The organism is Streptomyces sp. NPDC079141 (assembly GCF_040686775.1).
Classification (GTDB): domain Bacteria; phylum Actinomycetota; class Actinomycetes; order Streptomycetales; family Streptomycetaceae; genus Streptomyces.
In genome coordinates, this window is the sequence record NZ_JBFBLP010000020.1 from 82,444 (window position 1) to 101,721 (window position 19,278).

General features: G+C 73.7%; 15 protein-coding genes. 10 read left to right on the forward strand and 5 right to left on the reverse strand.

The window, feature by feature from the left end; translation table 11 throughout:
* Positions 1-8: 8 nt before the first annotated feature.
* The gene (locus AB0Q90_RS36330) at positions 9-1,022 is read right to left on the reverse strand and encodes a carboxymuconolactone decarboxylase family protein (RefSeq protein WP_363158404.1); all 1,014 of its coding nucleotides are present in this window, start codon (positions 1,020-1,022) and stop codon (positions 9-11) included.
* 167 nt (positions 1,023-1,189) lie between these two features.
* On the opposite strand from AB0Q90_RS36330, the gene AB0Q90_RS36335 reads away from it, so the two are divergent.
* The 7 genes from AB0Q90_RS36335 (at position 1,190) to AB0Q90_RS36365 (ending at position 11,108) form a co-directional block, all read left to right on the forward strand.
* Positions 1,190-2,287 (forward strand): sensor histidine kinase, encoded by a 1,098-nt coding sequence (locus AB0Q90_RS36335; protein ID WP_363158403.1) that lies wholly within the window; start codon positions 1,190-1,192, stop codon positions 2,285-2,287.
* An 84-nt stretch (positions 2,288-2,371) separates the two neighbouring features.
* Positions 2,372-3,037, forward strand: coding sequence for a response regulator transcription factor (locus AB0Q90_RS36340; protein WP_363158402.1), 666 nt, complete (start codon positions 2,372-2,374; stop codon positions 3,035-3,037).
* Between the two features lie 88 nt (positions 3,038-3,125).
* On the forward strand, positions 3,126-6,239 hold the full coding sequence (locus tag AB0Q90_RS36345; RefSeq protein WP_363158690.1) for a BTAD domain-containing putative transcriptional regulator: 3,114 nt from the start codon (positions 3,126-3,128) through the stop codon (positions 6,237-6,239).
* A 49-nt stretch (positions 6,240-6,288) separates the two neighbouring features.
* Entirely contained in the window at positions 6,289-8,100 is a 1,812-nt protein-coding gene (locus tag AB0Q90_RS36350; RefSeq protein ID WP_363158401.1) for a gamma-glutamyltransferase, read from the forward strand.
* 116 nt (positions 8,101-8,216) lie between these two features.
* Complete coding sequence (locus AB0Q90_RS36355; RefSeq protein ID WP_363158400.1) at positions 8,217-9,062, forward strand: inositol monophosphatase family protein; 846 nt, start codon at positions 8,217-8,219, stop codon at positions 9,060-9,062.
* A 130-nt stretch (positions 9,063-9,192) separates the two neighbouring features.
* A complete protein-coding gene (locus tag AB0Q90_RS36360) occupies positions 9,193-10,602 on the forward strand; it encodes an NAD(P)/FAD-dependent oxidoreductase (RefSeq protein WP_363158399.1) in 1,410 nt (469 codons plus the stop codon).
* A complete protein-coding gene (locus tag AB0Q90_RS36365) occupies positions 10,599-11,108 on the forward strand; it encodes an O-acetyl-ADP-ribose deacetylase (RefSeq protein ID WP_363158398.1) in 510 nt (169 codons plus the stop codon). Before AB0Q90_RS36360 ends, AB0Q90_RS36365 begins: the two co-directional genes overlap by 4 nt.
* 15 nt (positions 11,109-11,123) lie before the next feature.
* Here AB0Q90_RS36365 and AB0Q90_RS36370 read toward each other — a convergent pair whose 3' ends face one another.
* The gene (locus tag AB0Q90_RS36370) at positions 11,124-11,522 is read right to left on the reverse strand and encodes a hypothetical protein (RefSeq protein ID WP_363158397.1); all 399 of its coding nucleotides are present in this window, start codon (positions 11,520-11,522) and stop codon (positions 11,124-11,126) included.
* Positions 11,512-12,114: an RNA polymerase sigma factor gene (locus AB0Q90_RS36375; protein ID WP_363158396.1), complete on the reverse strand. Its 603-nt coding sequence runs from the start codon at positions 12,112-12,114 to the stop codon at positions 11,512-11,514. The genes AB0Q90_RS36370 and AB0Q90_RS36375 overlap by 11 nt, the downstream gene beginning before the upstream one ends.
* 328 nt (positions 12,115-12,442) lie before the next feature.
* On the opposite strand from AB0Q90_RS36375, the gene AB0Q90_RS36380 reads away from it, so the two are divergent.
* Positions 12,443-13,966 (forward strand): ABC transporter substrate-binding protein, encoded by a 1,524-nt coding sequence (locus AB0Q90_RS36380; RefSeq protein WP_363158395.1) that lies wholly within the window; start codon positions 12,443-12,445, stop codon positions 13,964-13,966.
* Positions 13,967-13,972: 6 nt separating this feature from the next.
* Entirely contained in the window at positions 13,973-15,727 is a 1,755-nt protein-coding gene (locus tag AB0Q90_RS36385) for an ABC transporter permease subunit (protein ID WP_363158393.1), read from the forward strand.
* Between the two features lie 20 nt (positions 15,728-15,747).
* Here AB0Q90_RS36385 and AB0Q90_RS36390 read toward each other — a convergent pair whose 3' ends face one another.
* Positions 15,748-16,884, reverse strand: coding sequence for an MFS transporter (locus tag AB0Q90_RS36390; protein ID WP_363158689.1), 1,137 nt, complete (start codon positions 16,882-16,884; stop codon positions 15,748-15,750).
* Positions 16,885-16,903: 19 nt separating this feature from the next.
* Positions 16,904-17,260 carry a metalloregulator ArsR/SmtB family transcription factor gene (locus AB0Q90_RS36395; protein ID WP_363158392.1) on the reverse strand — a complete coding sequence of 119 codons (357 nt, stop codon included), beginning with the start codon at positions 17,258-17,260 and terminating at the stop codon, positions 16,904-16,906.
* 57 nt (positions 17,261-17,317) lie between these two features.
* Between AB0Q90_RS36395 and AB0Q90_RS36400 the strand changes: the two genes are divergently transcribed.
* Complete coding sequence (locus AB0Q90_RS36400) at positions 17,318-19,234, forward strand: heavy metal translocating P-type ATPase (RefSeq protein ID WP_363158391.1); 1,917 nt, start codon at positions 17,318-17,320, stop codon at positions 19,232-19,234.
* Positions 19,235-19,278: the final 44 nt, after the last annotated feature.

The window sequence follows — 19,278 nt, forward strand, 5'->3', positions numbered from 1 at the left end:
GCTCGTGGTCATGACGTCCCGCGGGTGGCGGCGGGCCGGGAGAGCGTGCTCTCGATGCGGTCGACGGCCAGGAAGGCGCCGTACGCGATCAGATGCACCAGACAGTGGTCGGTGTGTTCCGGGCGCCGCCAGGCCGCCACGTCCTCGTCCGTGATCCGGTACGGCGCGAGCGCCGCCAGCAGCGCGAGGCGCGCGCCGGGCCGCTCCCGCCGGTCCGGGAAGCCGTCCAGGGCGAGCGGCGGGTGCGCTCCGTCCCAGTCCTGCAGGGTCTGCTCCATGAGGTCCTGGTCGTCGGGGCCGAGCAGGTCGGCGCCCGCCATGGCCGCCCTGAGCAGCGCCGCGTAGGCGGGACCGACGGGCGTGCCGCCCGCCCATGCGGGGGCCTCGCCGGCGTCGGGCAGATCGAGCAGGGTGAGGGCCGCTCCGGGCCGGGCCGGACGGCGTACGGTGCGGGCGAGGGTGCGGCCCGTGAGGCTGCGTACCGCCCGGAAGCGCTGGGCGTTGCCCGGCAGCAGGCTCTCGGTCAGCAGCGCGGACACGATCCGGTTGATGAAGTGGAAGGCGAGCACGGTGCCGAGGTAGCCGGGGGCGTGCTCGCGCGGGAACGGGAACGGCCCGGCGTCGAGGCCGCCCGGCACGCGGCTCCGCCTGCCCCACTCCAGTACGCGCGCGTGCTCCTCGTTCTCCGGCCGCTCGCCACGGGCCACGCGCTCGGCCAGGGCGTGGTCGCCGGTGGCGTGCAGCAGCACGGTGTGCGCGTCCACGCAGAACGGGCACTTGTTGGCGAGCGAGGCGCCCAGCGCCGCCAGCTCCTTGCCGGTGCGGCTGCCGGGGCCCGCGATGAGCGACTCGCGCATCAGGGCCCAGGTGGGCGCCAGGAGTTCGGGCGCGGAGGACAGCACGACGAAGGTGGGCGGGTCGGCGATGCCGAAGTCCCGGCCGATCTGCGCGAGGACGTCGGCGACGCGGCCCGTGGCCGCCTTGGGAGGCAGAGGCTCGGTGTAGCGGAAGGGTGAGGTCATGGGCAGCAGCGTGCGCCGCTCGGGTGCTCCCGGTCGTCGTACCGCCGAATGCAGTTGACGCTGCGCCGGCCGGGCGGCCCGCCAACGGAAAGTACTGCGTGGGGAGTAGTCGGGGAGTTGTCCACAGGGCTGACGCCGGTGTCGGTGCGAGCGTCTAGTGTGCGGGCATGAGCGGGCACTCGGTCACACGCAGGCGCTTCGCCGACGCGGCCCTCGCGGTCGTCGTCGGCGCCTTGGTGCTGGCCTCGGCCGCCGGTGACGCGGACACCACCGCCGTCGACTACGCGCTCATCGCGCTGAGTTCGGCCGCCCTGGGGTTCTACCGGGCGGCTCCGCGGGCCGTGCTGGCGGTGGCGACCGCGACCGGCGCCGCGTACGTGCTGCACGCCCACCCCGGCACGCTCGCCGCGCTGCCGGTGATCGGGGCGGTCCACACGGCGTCCCGGGTGGGGCACCGGGCGCTCGCGGCGGCGGCCGGCGGGGTGTTCCTCGTGGCGTACGTCGCGACCGGCCCCCAGGACGTGCTGGAGAGAGCGACACTGCTCGCGGGCTGGTTCCTGTGCGCCGTCGTGACGGGCCTGGCCGACCGCAACTGGCAGGCCTACCTGCGCCAGACCGAACAACGCGCCCTGGAGGCGGAACGCACCCGCGAGGAGGCGGCGCTGCGCCGCGCGGGCGAGGAACGCCTGCGCATCGCACGGGAGTTGCACGACTCGCTCACCCACAGCATCTCGATCGTGAAGCTCCAGGCGGGCGTTGCCGTGCACCTCGCCCGCAAGCGGGGCGAGGAGATACCGCCCGCCCTGCTCGCCATCCAGGAGGCGAGCGGCGAGGCGATGCGCGAACTGCGCGCCACGCTGGAAGTGCTGCGCACCGACGAGCCGACCGGCACCCCCGCCCTGCTGGTGGAGCGGGCGCGGGCGGCGGGCCTGGCCGTCGAACTGACCGTGACCGGCGAGGAACGCCCCCTGACCGCGACGGTCGACCGGGCCGTCTACCGCATCGTGCAGGAGGCGCTGACCAACGCGGCCCGACACGCGGGCCCGGCGAAGGTGCACGTCGTGCTGGACTACGGCACCGACGACGTCACGATACGGATCGAGGACGACGGCACCGCCGACCCAAACCGGCCGCCCACGGCCGGCGTCGGCCTCACCGGGATGCGTGAACGGGTCAGCGCCCTCGGCGGCACCCTGCTCGCCGCCCCGCGCGCGGAGGGCGGATTCGCGGTACGGGCCGAACTGCCGCTGGGGGAACCGGGATGACGAGTGTGGTGCGGGCCGAACCAGCGCTGGGGGAACCGGGATGATCAGAGTCGTGCGGGCCGAACCGCCCCTGGGGGAGCCGAGATGATCAGAGTGGCCCTCGTCGACGACCAGGCGCTGATGCGGGCCGGCTTCCGGGCCCTCCTCGACGCCGAGGACGGGATCGAGGTGGTCGGCGAGGCGGCCGACGGGGAACGGGGCCTGGACCTGGTGCGCGCCGAAGTCCCCGACATCGCGCTGATCGACGTACAGATGCCGGTGATGACCGGTATCGAGGCCACCCGGCGGATCGCCGCCGACCCCGCCCTGGCCGCCGTACGCGTGGTGATCCTCACCAACTACGGCCATGACGAGTACGTCTTCGAGGCTCTGCGGGCGGGCGCCAGCGGCTTCCTGCTGAAGGACACCGAACCGGCGGACCTCCTCCAGGCGATCGAGGTCGTGGCCCGGGGCGAGGCCCTGCTGTCCCCCTCCGTCACCCGCACCCTGATCGGCGAGTTCGTCTCCCGCCCCCCGGACCGGGCCACCGCCCCCGGCCTGGAGGGCCTCACCCGCCGCGAACGCGAGGTGACGGCGCTGGCCGCCCGCGGTCTCACCAACGAGGAGATCGCCGAGCACATGGTCATCAGCCCGTTCACGGCGAAGACCCACATCAGCCGGGCGATGACCAAGCTGGGGGCACGGGACCGGGCCCAACTGGTGGTGTTCGCATACGAGTCGGGGCTGGTCACGGCCCGCTCCGGGAACTGACGTGATCCGTCGTGCAACAACCCTGCAGGAAACCTAGAATCCGCAGCTAGGGCAGTGTGCGGCCGTGCGACACAGTGGGGGGTTGGGTGTGGAGTTTCGGCTGCTGGGCGGTGTTGAGGCAGGGACGGCGGCCGGACCGATCGAGCTCGGGCCGGCCCGGCAGCAGAGGGTGCTGGCTGCTCTTCTCGTGGACGTCAATCGGCCGGTGACGGTCGAACAGCTGGTACACCGGGTGTGGGGGGACAAGCCGCCGCAACGTGCCACGCAGACCCTGTACAGCTATGTGTCCCGGCTGCGCCGCCTGCTGCCGGGGGTAATCGCCCGGGGGTCGGGCGGCTATGCACTCAGCGCAGACGAACCGATGGTCGACATACACCGGTTCCGCCGGCTGCTCGGGCTGGCCCGGCAGGCCGACGACGACGCGCGGGCGGTGGCACTGTTCCAAGAGGCACTGGCGCTGTGGCGGGGGGAGCCGTTCCTCGGCGCCGACACTCCCTGGTTCAACGCCGCCCGTGACACCCTCCGCAAGGAGCGGTGGGCCGCCGAGCTGGACTGCACCGACCTGCGTCTGCGGCTCGGCGAGCACACCGTGCTGCTCGCCGTGCTCGCCGAGCGCAGCGCCGAACATCCGCTGGACGAGCGGCTTGCCGCCCAGTACATGCTCGCCCTGCACCGCTGCGGCCGGCAGGCCGACGCCCTCGCCCACTACCGGCACGTACGCGGCATCCTCGCCGAGGAGCTGGGCATCGACCCCAGCCGGGACCTGCAGCGGCTGCACGAGGCGATGCTCGGCGGGGAGGAGCTGAGCCCCGCCGTGCGCCCGGGTCCCCAACCGGCAGCCGCACCGGCATCGCCAGCCGCGCCGACCACCGCCTCGCCCGGCGTGGGCACCGCCGCCGGCCCCGCGGGCCCGATCCCGTCCCACCTGCCCCTCGACGTCCGGGGTTTTGTCGGCCGGGGCGCCGAGCTCGACGAGCTGGACGGCCTGCTGTCCGCCGGCTCACCCGCGGTCATTGCGGTCCTGGCCGGCACTGCGGGGGTCGGTAAGACGGCGCTGGCGGTGCGGTGGGCGCACCGGATGCGCGACCGGTTCCCGGACGGCCAGCTCTATGTGGACCTGCGTGGCTACGGCCCGGACGAGCCGGTGTCGGCAGCCGACGCGCTTGCCGGCTTCCTCCGCGCGCTCGGATCGGACGGCTCCGGGATCCCCGATGACCTCGCCGAGCGCGCGGCCCGCTTCCGGTCCCTGGTCGGCCGGCGCCGGATGCTGGTTCTGCTGGACAACGCCCGTACCGTGGACCAGGTGCGCCCGCTGCTGGCCGGCATGTCCTGCTTCACCCTGGTGACCAGCCGTGACTCGCTGGCCGGGCTCGTCGCCAGGGACGGCGCGCACCGCATCGGGCTCGACCGGCTGCCGCGGGCCGAGGCTGCCGGCCTGCTGCGCACGTTGCTCGGCGCCGACGCCGAACCGGCCGCGGTCGACTCCCTGGTCGAGCGGTGCGCAAGACTGCCGCTGGCACTGCGGATCGCGGCGGAACTGGTCCGTTCACGACCGGCCCGTACCATCGGCGACCTGGCCGACGAACTGGCCGAGGAGGTCACCCTGGACCTGCTGGAGGTCGACGGAGACCCGCAGACGGCGGTGCGCGCGGTGTTCTCCTGGTCGTACCGGCAGCTCGACCCGGCCGTGGCGCGGGTCTTCCGGCTGTTCGGCGTGCATCCCGGACACGACACGGACGCCTACGCCGTGGCGGCGATGACCGGGAGCGGGCTGCGGGACTCCCGCAGGGCGCTCGACGTGCTGGTCCGTGCCCACCTCGTTGAGCAGACTCCCGGCAGCCGCTACCAGCTGCACGACCTGCTGCGTGTCTACGCCGCCGAGCTTGCCGAGACCGCCGCCGACAACACGGGACCGCTGACTTGGCTGCTTGACTACTACCTCGCCGCGGGGGCCGCCGCCATGGACGCCATCGTCCCGCACGAGGCCGAACGCCGGCCGGTTATCGCCGCACCGGACGCCGAGACACCGACATTCGGCGACTACCACGCGGCGTTGGGCTGGCTGGACAGCGAACGCACCAACCTGCTCGCCGCCACACAACACGCCGAGCCGGACTACGTGATCAAGATGTCCGACACCGTGTGGCGCTACCTCAACATCGGCGGATACCACGACGACGCCATCGTGTTGCACACATGCGCAGTCCATGCCGCCGAAGCTCTGGGCGACGTCAAGGCCGAGGCCAACGCGCGGCGGGTACTCGGCGGTGCGGCACTCAGGACGGGAGACGTGTCACCGGCAGTCGCTCACCTGGAGCGGGCCCTTGCCCTGTACCGGCAGATCGGCGACCGGTCATTGCAGGCAGCGACGCTGAACAACCTCGGCGTCGGGAACTGGCGGCGGTCGAACCTGGTTGCGGCGGCGGACTGCTTCCGTCAGGCTCTGGCCCTCTACCGGGGGCTCGGCAACCGGCGCATGTGTGCGCCCGCCACGAACAACCTCGCACGCATCCTGCACATCCTGGGCCGTTCCGACGAGGCGCTCGAACTGTTCGGGCAGGCGCTGGCCATCGCGCGGGAGAACGGGAGCCGAGGCAGCGAGGCGAGCACGCTGTGTGGTCTGGCGGAAGTGAGCGCCGCGGCCGGTCGTCACCAAGAGGCGCTGGACTACGCGCATCATGCCCTGACGCATGCGCGCAACGCGGGTCACCGCAGCCTCGAAGGCACCGCCATCCGGGCGCTCGGTGTCGTGCACCGCCGCCGGGGGGATCACGAGCCGGCGATACGCCATCTCGACACCGCACTGCGGATCACCCGTGGCGTGGGCGATCTGGAGGAGGTCATGGCGACCCTCAGCGCGCTGGCCGAGGCGCACGCTGCCGCGGGGAACCCGAGCGAGGCGCTCCGGCTCTATCACGAGGCGTTGACCGTGGATGTCGGGTGCGGCCAACGCGACCTTCGGGCCCACGCGCTTGCGGGCATCGCTGATATCCACGCCGCACTCGGCGAGCACGGGTCGGCCCGCGATTTCTGGCAGCGGGCGCTGGTGATCTACCGCGAGCTGGGCATGCCGCAGGCCGACGAGACGAGGGCCGACGGGCACAACCAAAAAGGACGCCGGGCGATCGACAGCCTGCTCGGTGATCAGAGGGAGACGCATCCTGACTCGAACTCCCCAGATTCTCCCCAGGACGGTTCCTGAGCGCCGATCGGACGGACCGAAGTGCGCAAACAGCGAGGTGAGAGGCTGTATGTTCACCACCCGCCCCACCCTCCAGGGCACCTTCGGCATGGTGTCCTCAACCCACTGGCTGGCCTCGCAGTCCGCGATGGCCGTCCTGGAGAACGGGGGCAACGCCTACGACGCCGCCGTGGCCGGCGCGTTCGTGCTGCACGTCGTCGAGCCGCACCTCAACGGGCCCGCCGGCGAGGTGCCGATCCTGCTCGCCCCGGCGGGTGGCGAGGTGCGGGTGCTGTGCGGACAGGGTGTCGCCCCGGCCGGCGCGACGGTCGCGCACTACAGGGGGCTCGACCTGGATCTCGTCCCCGGTACCGGACCGCTCGCCGCCGCCGTGCCCGGCGCCTTCGACGCATGGCTGCTGCTCCTGCGCGACCACGGCACCAAGTCCCTCGCCGACGTCCTCCAGTACGCCATCGGGTACGCCGAACACGGGCACGCGCCCGTGGAGAACGTCGGCGCGACCGTCGAGACCGTACGGGAGCTGTTCGAGACGGAGTGGACGTCGTCGGCGGAGGTCTATCTGCCCGGCGGCCGGTCGCCCCGCCCCGGCCGGCTCTTCCGCAACCCCGCCCTCGCGGCCACCTGGAAACGGCTGCTCGACGAGGTCGAGGGAGCGGGCGACCGGGAGGCCCGAATCGAGGCCGCGCGGCAGGTGTGGCGCACCGGCTTCATCGCCGAGGCGCTCGTACGACAGGCCGGGCGGCCCACCCTGGACACCAGCGGCGAGCGGCACACCGGCACGCTGACGGCCGCCGACCTGGCCGGCTGGTCGGCGAGCTACGAGGCGCCGGTGATGTACGACTGGAACGGCTGGACCCTGTGCAAGGCGGGCCCCTGGAGCCAGGGCCCGGTCCTGCTTCAGCAGCTGGCCCTGCTCCCGCCCGAGCTGCCCGCGTACGGCTCCGCCGACTACCTCCACCTGTTGATCGAGGGCTGCAAGCTCGCCATGGCCGACCGGGAGGCCTGGTACGGGGACGCGGCCGAGGTGCCGCTCGACGATCTGCTCTGCGCCGACTACAACGCGGCCCGGCGCGCCCTCGTCGGCGCGAAGGCCTCGTACGAGCTGCGGCCCGGCAGCCCCGGGGGCCGCACCCCACGGCTGAGCCGGCACGCGCGCGTGGCGGCCACGGAGCCGCCCGGGGTCGCGGCGCCGGGGGCCGGGGAGCCCACGGTGGCGAGGCTGCCCCCGGCGCCGGGTGTCGGCGCCGACGGCAACACCCGCGGCGACACCTGTCATCTCGACGTCGTCGACCGGTGGGGCAACATGGTCGCCGCCACGCCCAGCGGCGGCTGGCTGCAGTCCAACCCCGTCGTACCCGAGCTGGGATTCCCGCTCGGCACCCGGTTGCAGATGACCTGGCTGGAGGAGGGGCTGCCCAATGCGCTGACCCCCGGCCGGCGGCCCCGCACCACCCTCACGCCCTCGCTCGCGCTGCGCGACGGGGTGCCCGTCATGGCGTTCGGCACCCCCGGCGGCGACCAGCAGGACCAGTGGCAGCTGCACTTCTTCCTGGCGGTCGCGCTGCGCGGGAACGTGCGCGGCGGCCTCGACCTCCAGGGCGCGATCGACGCCCCGAACTGGCACAACGACAGCTTCCCCGGGTCGTTCCACCCGCGCGGGATGCGGCCGGGCAGCGTCACCGTGGAGGCCCGCACGGACGCGGACGTGATCGAGGAGCTGCGGCGGCGCGGCCACCGGGTGAGCGTCGGCGAGCCCTGGTCGGAGGGGCGGCTGTGCGCGGTCGCGCGGGACCCGGAGACGGGGGTTCTGTCGGCGGCCGCGAACCCGCGGGGCATGCAGGGGTACGCGGTGGGACGCTGAGCCCGCCGGGGACGCCGAGCCCGCCGAGGATCACGAACGCCACGAGTTCATGCCGATTCCACCCCGCATACACCCACCGGGTAGGGATTGTCAGTGGGGCGTGCTCTCATGGAGGCATGATCGAAGACAACGAAACCATCGACGAGTTTCTCGCCCGACACGCCTCTGACGTGGAGGAAGCCGTCCGCAAGGCCGCCGCTCAGGAGATCATGCCCCGCTGGCGCCAGCTCGCGGAGCACGAGGTCGACCAGAAGAGCGGACCGCACGACCTGGTGACGGACGCCGACCGCAAGGCCGAGCTGTACCTCACCGAGGCGCTCGGCGCGCTGCTGCCCGGCTCCGTCGTGGTGGGCGAGGAGGCGGTGCACGCCAACCCGGCGTCCTACGAGGCGATCCAGGGCGACGCGCCGGTCTGGATCGTCGACCCCGTCGACGGCACCCGCCAGTTCGTGCACGGCGACCCCGGCTTCTGCACGCTGGTCGCCCTGGCGTGGCGCGGCGTTCTGTACGCCTCCTGGACCTACGCCCCCGCCCGCGACCAACTGGCCACCGCGATACGCGGCAAGGGCGCCTTCCTCGACGGCGAGCGGCTGCTGTCCGGCGCCCCGCAGCCCGGCCGCGACCTCCAAGTGGCCACCTCCCACCCGGACTACACCACGGACGAGGAGAAGCACGCCCTGCTCGGCCTGTGGACGGACGGCATCGCACCGCGGCCCTGCGGCTCGGCCGGACTGGAGTATCTCGCCATCGCCCGCGGCGAGTCGGATGCGGTCGCGTTCTCCTGGGAGGCGGCCTGGGACCACGCGGCAGGCCTGCTGCTCGTCGAGGAGGCCGGCGGCGCCCATCTCACCCGCGCGGGCGAGCCGTTCCGTATCACCGGGGGCAACGCCCTGCCGTTCACGGCCGCCCGCGACGCGGCCACCGCACGCCGGGTGGCGGAGCTGCTCAAGGCGGGGGCCTGACGGGACGCAAGGGCGCGGTCCACCTTCGCGGCGCGGCCCACCGGCACCGCGCCCCCTGCCCTGTCAGTGCCCCGGCATATCCTGATCCCGAGTGGCCATCGGCTGACGAAGGGGTCCGAAGGTGCCGTCGATGCTCGATGCGGTCGTGGTGGGAGCGGGGCCGAACGGGCTGACCGCTGCCGTGGAGCTGGCCCGCCGCGGCTTCTCCGTGGCCCTGTTCGAAGCGCGTGACACCGTGGGCGGGGGAGCCCGCACCGAGGAGCTCACCCTGCCGGGCTTCCGCCACGACCCGTGCTCCGCGGCGCACCCCCTCGGGATCAACTCCCCGGCGTTCCGCGCCCTGCCCCTGGAGCGCTACGGACTTGAGTGGCTGCACGCCGACCTGCCGATGGCGCACCCCTTCCCCGACGGCACCGCCGCAGTGCTGTCCCGCTCGGTCGGCGAGACGGCTGCCTCCTTCGGCGCGCGCGACGCGGGCGCGTACCGCAGACTGGTCGAGCCCTTCCTGCCCCAATGGGACACGCTGGCCCGCGACTTCATGTCGCTGCCGTTGACCGCGCTGCCCCGCGACCCGGTCACCCTCGCCCGCTTCGGCCTCGTCGGACTGCCCCCGTCGACCTGGCTGACCCGCCGCTTCCACGACGAGCGGGCCAAGACCCTCTTCGCCGGTCTCGTGGCCCACGTCATGGCCCCGCTGAGCGGCTTCGCCACCGGCGCCATCGGCCTGGTCTTCGCGCTCGCCGCGCACGCCCGGGGCTGGCCCGTCGCCCGCGGCGGCTCCCAGGCGATCTCCGACGCGCTCGCCGCGTATCTGACGGACCTCGGCGGCACGATCCACACCGACTACGAGGTCAAGCGCCTGGACGACCTGCCGCCGGCCCGCGCCTACGTCTTCGACACCTCACCCACCGCCCTGGCCCGTATCGCGGGCTTCGGCCGCTACTACGAGGGCTACCGGTACGGCCCGGGCGTCTTCAAGATCGACTACGCGCTGGACGGCCCGGTCCCCTGGACCGCGAAGGAGGCCCGCGCCGCCGGAACCGTCCAGATCGGCGCCGACAGCGCGGAGATCGGCACGGCCCTGCACGCGGCGGCCCGGGAGGGCCGGGCCCCCGACCGGCCGTTCATGATCACGGTCCAGCCCAGTGTCGTCGACCCCACCCGGGCCCCCGCCGGCAAGCACGTCTTCTGGGCCTACGCCCATGTGCCCAACGGCTGGACCGGAGACCTCACGGACGCGATCGAGCGCCAACTGGAGCGTTTCGCCCCGGGGTTCCGCGACCGGATCCTCGCCCGTGCCACGGCGGGCCCGCCCGAACTCGCCGCCCGCAACGCCAACTACGTCGGCGGCGACATCGCCTCCGGCGCGGTCTCCGGACTCCAGCTCCTGCTGCGTCCCAGACTGACCCTTTCCCCGTACCGCACCCCGCACCCAGCCGTCTTCATCTGCTCGTCGGCCACCCCGCCCGGCCCCGGTGTACACGGCATGTCGGGGCACAACGCGGCCAAGGCCGTGTGGAGGAGGCTGCGACAGCCATGACCACCCTCACCTTCGTCCAGGGCGACATCACCCGGCAGAGCGCCGACGCGATCGTCAACGCCGCCAACTCCTCGCTGCTCGGCGGGGGCGGCGTCGACGGCGCCATCCACCGCCGAGGCGGCCCCGCCATCCTCGACGAGTGCCGCAAGCTGCGCGCCTCGCGGTACGGCAGGGGCCTGCGGACCGGCCAGGCGGTCGCCACGACCGCCGGTGAACTGCCCGCCCGCTGGGTGATCCACACCGTCGGCCCCGTCTTCAGCCAGAGCGAGGACCGCTCCGACCTCCTCGCCTCCTGCTACCGCGAGTCCCTGCGCGTCGCCGACGAGTTGGGCGCCCGTACGGTCGCCTTCCCGGCCATCTCCACCGGCGTCTACCGCTGGCCGATGGAGGACGCCGCCCGCATCGCTGTGGAGACCGTACGAGCCGCCAGGACGTCGGTCGAGGAGGTCACGTTCGTTCTCTTCGACGAGCGGGCGTACGAGGCGTTCGCCGCACAGCTCCGTTGACGCCGGTCGGCGCACCTAGGGCTTGGCGCGGGTCAGTTCGCACCTCCCGTCCTCGCAGGACCGGCGCAGCCGGCCAGCCGAGATGGTCTCCACAAGACCGATCGCCCAGCACATCGGGCAGCCGCGCAGCGCGATCAGGCCGACCGGGGCGAGCAGCAGGCTGACCGGTCCGACGGCGGGCAGCAGGGCCAGGGACGCGACGAGCGCGCCGAACCCGACGGCGCCGCGCGCCAGATGGCGTGGGACGCTGGCGCTGGCGAAGCCGCCGCGCTTCGGCGCACCGCGGGCACTGGCGGTGCCGGGGGCCATGGCGGTGCCGAGAACGTCGGTGGCGCCGCGTACGACGGTTGCGCCGGGTGCGGAACCGGGTGTGGCGGTGCGGGTGCGGGTCGCCGTGGTCGGGTCAGGTGTCATCGTCGGTTCCTCTCGTTCCGGCCGGTTCCTCGCGCAGTGCCTCGCGTACCGTCGAACGGGCCCTGTGCAGGCGGGACTTCATCGCGGCGGTGCTCAGCCCGAGCCGGTCGGCGACGGTGCGGCCGGGCAGACCCTGGATGTCCCGCATGACCAGCACCTGCCGCTGGTCGTCGGGCAGGGCGGCGACGGCGGCCGCGACGCGTTCGGCCTCCAGGCGCAGCAGGACGTCCTCCTCGGCGGACCGTGCGGTGCCGCCGAACGCGTCGGACGGGCCCGATGTGCCCAGCGGGCCGGGTTCGTCGGCCGGTGCGCGGTGCAGCAGGGCACGGGTGCGCCGCAGGCACTCGTTGCGCACGATCCGGAACATCCACGACGCCAGCGCACCGGAGGCGCGCAGCATGCCGATCTTCCGGTAGAGGATGATCAGCGCTTCCTGGGCGGCGTCCTCGGCGTCCTGGGGCGTGGCGCACAGCGTGTGCGCGAACCGGTGCACATGCGGATACGAGCCGTACACCAGCGCGGTGAGCGCGTCGACGTCGCCGCGTTGCGCCGCGGTGACCAGGGTCGCGCCGGGCCAGGTGTGCTCAGCCACGCTGACGCCTCCGGCGGCGCCGCAGGGTGACGGTGCACGCGCACAGCAGCAACGCGGCGGCCGCGGCGACGATGACGACGGTGGTCATGGGGTCCTCCCGGTGGGATACGGAGCGGACACGGTCGTCCGCACCCTTATGAGAGGCGCGGTGGGCGCGAAAGGATTCACCTCTGTGTGCGGTCCGTTGATTCCGCGACCGATCTCGGTGGTTGAGATTTCACCCACCCGATGAAAGTTCGGTAAGGCTTGCCTTATAGGGTGACGTCGTCCCGACCGCCGCAGGCGCTGCGCCGGGACGTGAACGTCACCTCCGCACGACAGGAACACCATGCGCACCACCTCCCGCGGCCTCGTCGCGGCGCTCGCTCTCACCCCGCTGCTGGCCGGTTGCTTCGCGTCGAGCGAGAGCGGCTCGCAGACGGACGCCGACGGGGGAACGGGCGGTCGGCTGCGCGTCGCCCTGGCCGTGCCGCCGGTGCAGGCCCTGTCGCCGTACAGCAATGACGCCACCGTACTGAGCAAGCTCTCCGTGGCCGAAGGGCTCACCGCGCTCGACGAGGACGGAGCCGCCGCGCCCGCGCTGGCGGAGTCCTGGAAGCAGGTCGACGACACGACCTGGACGTTCGAACTGCGCAAGGCCACCTTCCAGGACGGCACCGACGTCACCGCCGCATCGGTGGTCAACGCACTCGACCACGCGGGCGCCGCCGAGACCAAGCCCCGTGTTCTCAGCGATGTCACCCTCACCGCCAAGGCCGAGGACAGCGACACCGTCACGATCACCACCAAGACGGCCGACCCGGTCCTCCCGCTGCGCCTGGCCAGCCCCGCCCTCGGCATCCTCGCCGCGAAGGCCTACGCCGAGGACGGCACCGTCAGCCCGCTCGGCACCGGCACTGGTCCCTTCGAGATCACGAAGCTCACCGGCAAGACCGAGGCCGCCCTCGACCGTTACGACGGCTACTGGGGTGGGCAGGCCAAGGCGTCCGGCATCGACGTGACCTGGATCGCCGACGGCCCCGCCCGCGCCAACGCCCTGCGCGGCGGCGAGGTCGACATCGCCGAGTGGATCCCCACCGCCCAGGCGGAGCTGCTGGAGAAGGACACCCGCCACGAGGTGCCCTCCGTGCGCACCGACAGCCTGGTCCTCAACACCGGCAGCGGCCTGTTCACCGACGCCTCGCTGCGTGCCGCCGCCCGCGAGGCGGCCGACGGGTCCGCCCTCGTCGACTCCGTCTTCGGCGGCTACGCCGACCCCGCGCAGGGCCTGTTCGGGCCCGCCGTCTCCTGGGCGGCCGACCGGCGCGTGGACGTCACCGGCCGCGCCACGGCCGCGACCGCCGCGCAGGTGAAGTCGAAGGCCAAGGGCAAGACCCTGCGCCTGGCCACCTACACCAACCGCACCGAACTCCCCGAGGCCGCAAGCGTTCTGCAGCAGCAGCTGGAGGACGCCGGGTTCACCGTGAAGCAGGACGTGCGCGAGTACACGCAGATGGAGGCCGACCTCCTCGCCGGCAAGTACGACGCCCTCGTCTTCTCCCGGGTGACGCTCCTCGACACCGGCGACGCCGTCGCCTACCTCGCGAGCGACTTCACGAGCGAGGGCGTGTACAACATTGCGGGCCTGAAGGACTCGGGCGTCGACCGGGCCGTCAAGTCCGCCGCGGCGGAGGGCGACAACGCGCAGCGGCAGCAGAAGATCATGCGGGCCGAGGCGGAGATCCTGCGCACCGACGCCGTCGTGCCGCTGGTCCACGAGAAGGTCGTGCAGGGCATCGCCACCGACGTCGAGGGCGTGCTCCTCGACCCCCGCGAGCGCTCCCTGATCGACGTCGACACGCACCTGAAGTAGCCGCGTATGACTGACACTCACGGCCGTCCGCCCCAGGGGCGGACGGCCGTCGGCCGCGTCGTCGCCGGGGCCGCGCTGCTGACGGCCGTCTCCCTGCTGCCCTGGCTGTCCGGGACCGACCCCGCGCTGACGGTCCTGCGGGCCCGCTCCGCCGACCAGGACCCGACCGCCGCCCAGTTGGCCGCCGTACGGGAGCAACTCGGGCTGGACGAGGGGCCGTTGCCGCATCTCCTGCACTGGCTCGGCGGTTTGCCGCGCGGGGACGCGGGCGTCTCCTGGGTGTCGGGCGAGGCCGTCCTGCCGCAGGTGACGGCCGCCTTCGCGGTCTCCGTGACGCTGATGCTCGGGGCGCTGGCGGTCACGGTCGCCGTGGCCGGGCTGCTCAGCGCCCGCACCCTGTACCTCGGCTCCCGGCGACGGCTGCGGCGCGGGCGCAACGGCACCGTCGCCGCCGTTCTCGCCGCGCTCCCCAAGTTCCTGCTCGCCTCTCTGCTGGCCACCGTGTGCGGGGTCTGGCTCGGCTGGTTCCCGTCCAGCGGGTGGGAGGGGCCGGCGTCGATGGTGCTGCCCTCGCTGGCGCTCGGGGTGCCCTCCGGGGCGATGATCGGCGGTCTGCTCGACCAGTCCCTGCCCGCCGCCTTCCACGAGCCGTGGGCACGGACCTGGCACGCCTACGGCTTCTCGCCCGGCCGGATCGCCCGGCACGCGCTGCGCCGGACGATGTCCGGGGTGCTCCCGCAGCTCCTGCCGACCGTCGTGGCCCTGGTCGGCGGGGCGGTCGCGGTGGAGAAGATCTTCAACATCCCCGGCCTCGGCCGGCTCGCGCTGGATGCCGCCCTCGCCCAGGACCTGCCGCCGCTCCAGACGGCCACCCTGGTCCTGGTCCTGCTCGGGGTCCTCGCGGGCGTCCTGATCCAGGCCCTGCGCCGGGCCCTGCTCGGCCCCGCACTGCGCGACGGCGCGCTGCCCGCGCTGCATCCGCCGAGGCTGACGCGCCCCCGCTCCGCGCGCTGGATCGCCACCTTCTGCGCCCTCGCCCTGCTCACCCTGGTCGGAACGGGCCTCCTCCGCGACCCCCTGCACGTCGACACGGCGGCCCGCCTGCTCGCGCCGTCGCTCGAACATCCGCTCGGCACGGACTCCCTCGGCCGCGATCTGCTGGCCCGCCTCGGCCACGGCGCGCTGCGCACGGCCGGCCTCGCGCTCGCGGTGACCGCGGTCAGCGTCCTGATCGGGCTGCTGCTCGGCATCACGGCACGCGTCGGCACGGGCCTGACCGAAGTGGCCTCGACCCTGCCCGCCGTCCTCGCCGGACTGCTCACGACGGCGGTGACCGGACCGTCGGTCTCGGGCGTCGCGCTCGCGGTCTGCCTCGTCGGCTGGACCCCCTACGCCGCCCAGGCCGCGGCCCTGCTCGAACAGGAACGGGCAAGCGGGCACATGCTCGCGTCGATCTCGTTCGGTGCGGGCCCGGGGTACCTGCTGCGCCACCACCTGCTCCCCGCGGTACTGCCCCCGGTCCTCCGCAACGCCCTACTGCGCCTGCCCACCACGGTCCTCGTCCTGGCCTCCCTGGGCTTCCTCGGCCTCGGCGAGCAACCCCCCACTCCGGAATGGGGCCGCCTCCTCTCCGAGAACCAGCCGTACGGCGAACTGGCACCCTGGACCGTCCTCGCCCCGGCCGCAGCCCTCGTCCTGCTGTCGGTGCTGGCCGTGTCCGCGACGGCGTCGGGACGGGGGAGGCCGCTCCGGCGTGGGTAGCCCCGCAGGCAGCCGTCACCTCACCCCGCCCGCCCCCGCCGCCGTACCCCCGAAACCACCGGCCCGCACACCAACACCACGGCCAACACCCCGTACCCGTACGTCAACGTTGTCGCCGCGGCCACCCCGGCCACCAGCAACGGCCCACCCGCGTCGCCGAGTTCGCGGCCCAGTTCCGCGGCGCCCATGGTCTGGCCCAGCCGTTCCTTCGGAGTTGAGGAGGCGAGGGCCGCGAAGCCCAGTGGGGTGATCAAGCCCGTTCCGGTGCCGATGAGGGCCGCGGCGAGCAGTACGCCCGCCAGCCCGGGCAGCATCGCGCAGGCTGCTCCGGCGCCGGACAGCAGGAGTCCTGCGGCGAGTCCGCCGCGTACCCCGATCCGCCCCGCGTCCAACGCCCGCCCCGCGCGCGGCTGGACGACCGCAGCGCAGGCGGCCAGGACCGAGACCGCGGCGCCCGTCGCCACCGTGCCGAGGCCGGCCGCCGCGCCCGACACGGGCAGGAAGCCGACGCCCACCGACAGCGCGGCGGTCGCCCCCGCGAGCGCGGCCGTCGGCGTGAGGAACGCCGGGTCGGCCAGCCGCCGGGCGAGGTCCACGACCGTCTGCCGGGCGCGGGGGAGGGGCGGCACGACGGGGACGGCGGCCAGCGCCCACACCGCCACGCCCGCGCCCAGCACCGCCAGCACGACGAACAGCAGTCTGAGTCCGCCCGCCCACACCAGCACGCCGCCCAGCAGCGGGCCCAGCGTGTATCCGACGGACTTGTAGAAGCCGTAGCTCCCGAACGCCCGCCCGTGCCGGGCCGCCGGATTGAGCCGGGCCACCAGTGCCGAGGCGGCGGGGGAGAAGGCGGAGGCCGCGGCCCCCTGGCCCAGACGCGCGGCCCACAGCCAACCGGCGCTGTCGGCAAGGGCGTACAGGGCGGAGGCGAGCGCGAACGCCACCAGCCCGCCGAGCAGCACCGGACGTGCCCCGACCCGGTCGGCGAGCATGCCGAACACCGGCTTCAGCAGCACCTCGGCGCCGTCGTAGAGCGCCAGCAGCCCGCCGAGGACGAGCAGTGAGGTGACCGCGTCCTCGCTGTCGGCGCCGAGGTTGGCGGCGATGCCGTGCGCGCCGAAGGCGGTGGTGAACCCGGCCGCGTACAGCGGCCACATGCGGTGGGCCTCAGGGGCCTCACTCGGTGACGTCACTGAGCCCGAGTCGCAGGTGTTCCACGTGGTACACGGCCTGGTCGAGGAGTTCGGCGACATGGTGGTCGTGCAGCGCGTACACCACCGAACGGCCGCGCCGCTCGCCGACCACCAGACCCAGGTTGCGCAGCAGCCGCAGCTGGTGCGAGCAGGCGGACTGCTCCATGCCCACCTCGGCGGCCAACTCCGTGGCGGGCAGCGGGCCTTCGCGCAGCCGGGCGAGGATCAGCAGGCGGGACGGGGTGGACAGGGCCTGGAGGGTGGTCGCCACCTTCGCGACGTTGTCCGCGTCCAGGCGTACGCGCTCGCTGTCGGTGGTGGTGACGGCTCCATGACCCATGGGCGGTATCTTACCCACGACGTATGAACAGATGAATGGGTCTTCATGTGTTCCTGTATGGTGGGCCGGGTGTCCACCACTCTCGCCCCCGCTCCTGCCCCAACGGCCCCACCCGCAGCCCCCCGTCGCCGCACCCGGATCCTCGCCCTGCCCGAGGCCCGCTGGGCGCTCACCGCGACCCTCGCCTTCCTGCTGGGCCTCGCCCTCGACCTCACCGGCGCACCCGCCTGGGCGTACGGCCCGCTGTACGCCGTCGCCTATGTCACCGGCGGCTGGGAACCCGCGCTCCAAGGGCTGCGGGCGCTGCGCGAGAAGACCCTCGACGTCGACCTGCTGATGATCGTCGCGGCACTCGGCGCGGCCGCGATCGGACAGGTGCTGGACGGCGCCCTGCTCATCGTCATCTTCGCCACCTCCGGCGCCCTGGAGGCCCTGGCCACCGCCCGCACCGCCGACTCCGTGCGCGGCCTGCTCGACCTGGCGCCGACCACCGCCACCCGCGTCAACGACCACGGCGAGGAGAACGTCCCGACCGCCCAACTCGCCCTCGGAGACGTCCTGTTGATCCGCCCCGGCGAGCGCATCGGCGCCGACGGCCGGGTCCTGGACGGCAGCAGCGAGGCCGACGAGGCGACCATCACGGGCGAGCCCCTCCCGGTCGTCAAGCGCCCCGGCGACGAGGTCTTCGCGGGCACCCTCAACGGCGCCGGCGCCCTGCGCGTCCGCGTCGAGCGCGACCCCGCCGACTCGGTGATCGCCCGCATCGTGACGCTCGTCGAGGAGGCCTCGCGCACCAAGGCGCCGACCCAGCTGTTCATCGAGAAGATCGAGCAGCGCTACGCCGTCGGCATCGTGCTCGCCACCCTCGCGGTCTTCGGCGTGCCCGTGGCGTTCGGCGCCGAGCTGACGGACGCCCTGCTGCGCGCGATGACCTTCATGATCGTCGCCTCCCCGTGCGCGGTCGTCCTCGCCACCATGCCGCCGCTGCTGTCCGCCATCGCCAACGCCGGCCGGCACGGCGTCCTGGTCAAGTCGGCCGTCGCCATGGAACGCCTCGGCGAGATCGACACCACCGCCCTGGACAAGACCGGCACCCTCACCGAAGGCGCCCCCGAGGTGACCGAGGTGCGCCCGCTGCCGGACTCCGGACTCGACGAGGACGCCCTCCTCGCGCTGGCCGCCGCGGCCGAGCATCCCAGCGAGCACCCGCTGGCCCGCGCCGTCGTCTCCGCCGCCCGCGCCCGGGGCCTCCGCCTCGCCCCCGCCGAGGACTTCACGGCCGCCCCGGGCCGCGGCGTCACCGCCACCGTCGCCGGGCAGACCGTGACCGTCGGCCGCGCGGACGTCGACAGCGACGCCACCGTCGTCGAGGTGACCCGGGACGGCACGCCCGTCGGCACCCTCACCCTCACCGACCGCCTCCGCGCCGAGGCCCCCGCCACCACGGCCGCCCTCACCGCCCTGACCGGCACCGCCCCCGTCCTCCTCACCGGCGACAACGCGGGCGCCGCCGCCCGCGTCGCCGAGGCCACCGGCCTGACCGACGTCCGCTCCGGCCTGCTGCCCGAGGACAAGGTCGACGCCGTACGGGACCTCCAGGACCGAGGCCGCAAGGTGCTCTTCGTCGGCGACGGCGTCAACGACGCCCCCGCCCTGGCCACCGCCCACTCCGGCATCGCCATGGGCCGGGCCGGCTCCGACCTGGCGCTGGAGACGGCGGACGCGGTGATCGTGCGCGACGAGCTGACGACCGTACCCGCCGTCGTCCGGCTCTCCCGGGCCGCCCGCCGGCTGGTGGTGCAGAACCTGGTCGTCGCGGGCGTCTTCATCACCGGCCTGGTCCTGTGGGACCTGATCGGCCATCTGCCGCTCCCGCTCGGCGTCGCCGGCCACGAGGGCTCGACCGTGCTGGTCGGCCTCAACGGGCTGCGGCTCCTGCGTGAATCGGCATGGTCCCAGGGCGGCCGAGGTTGATGTCGGATTCTCGCCAGCCCCGGCCGCGGGCGTGGCCGATGCTG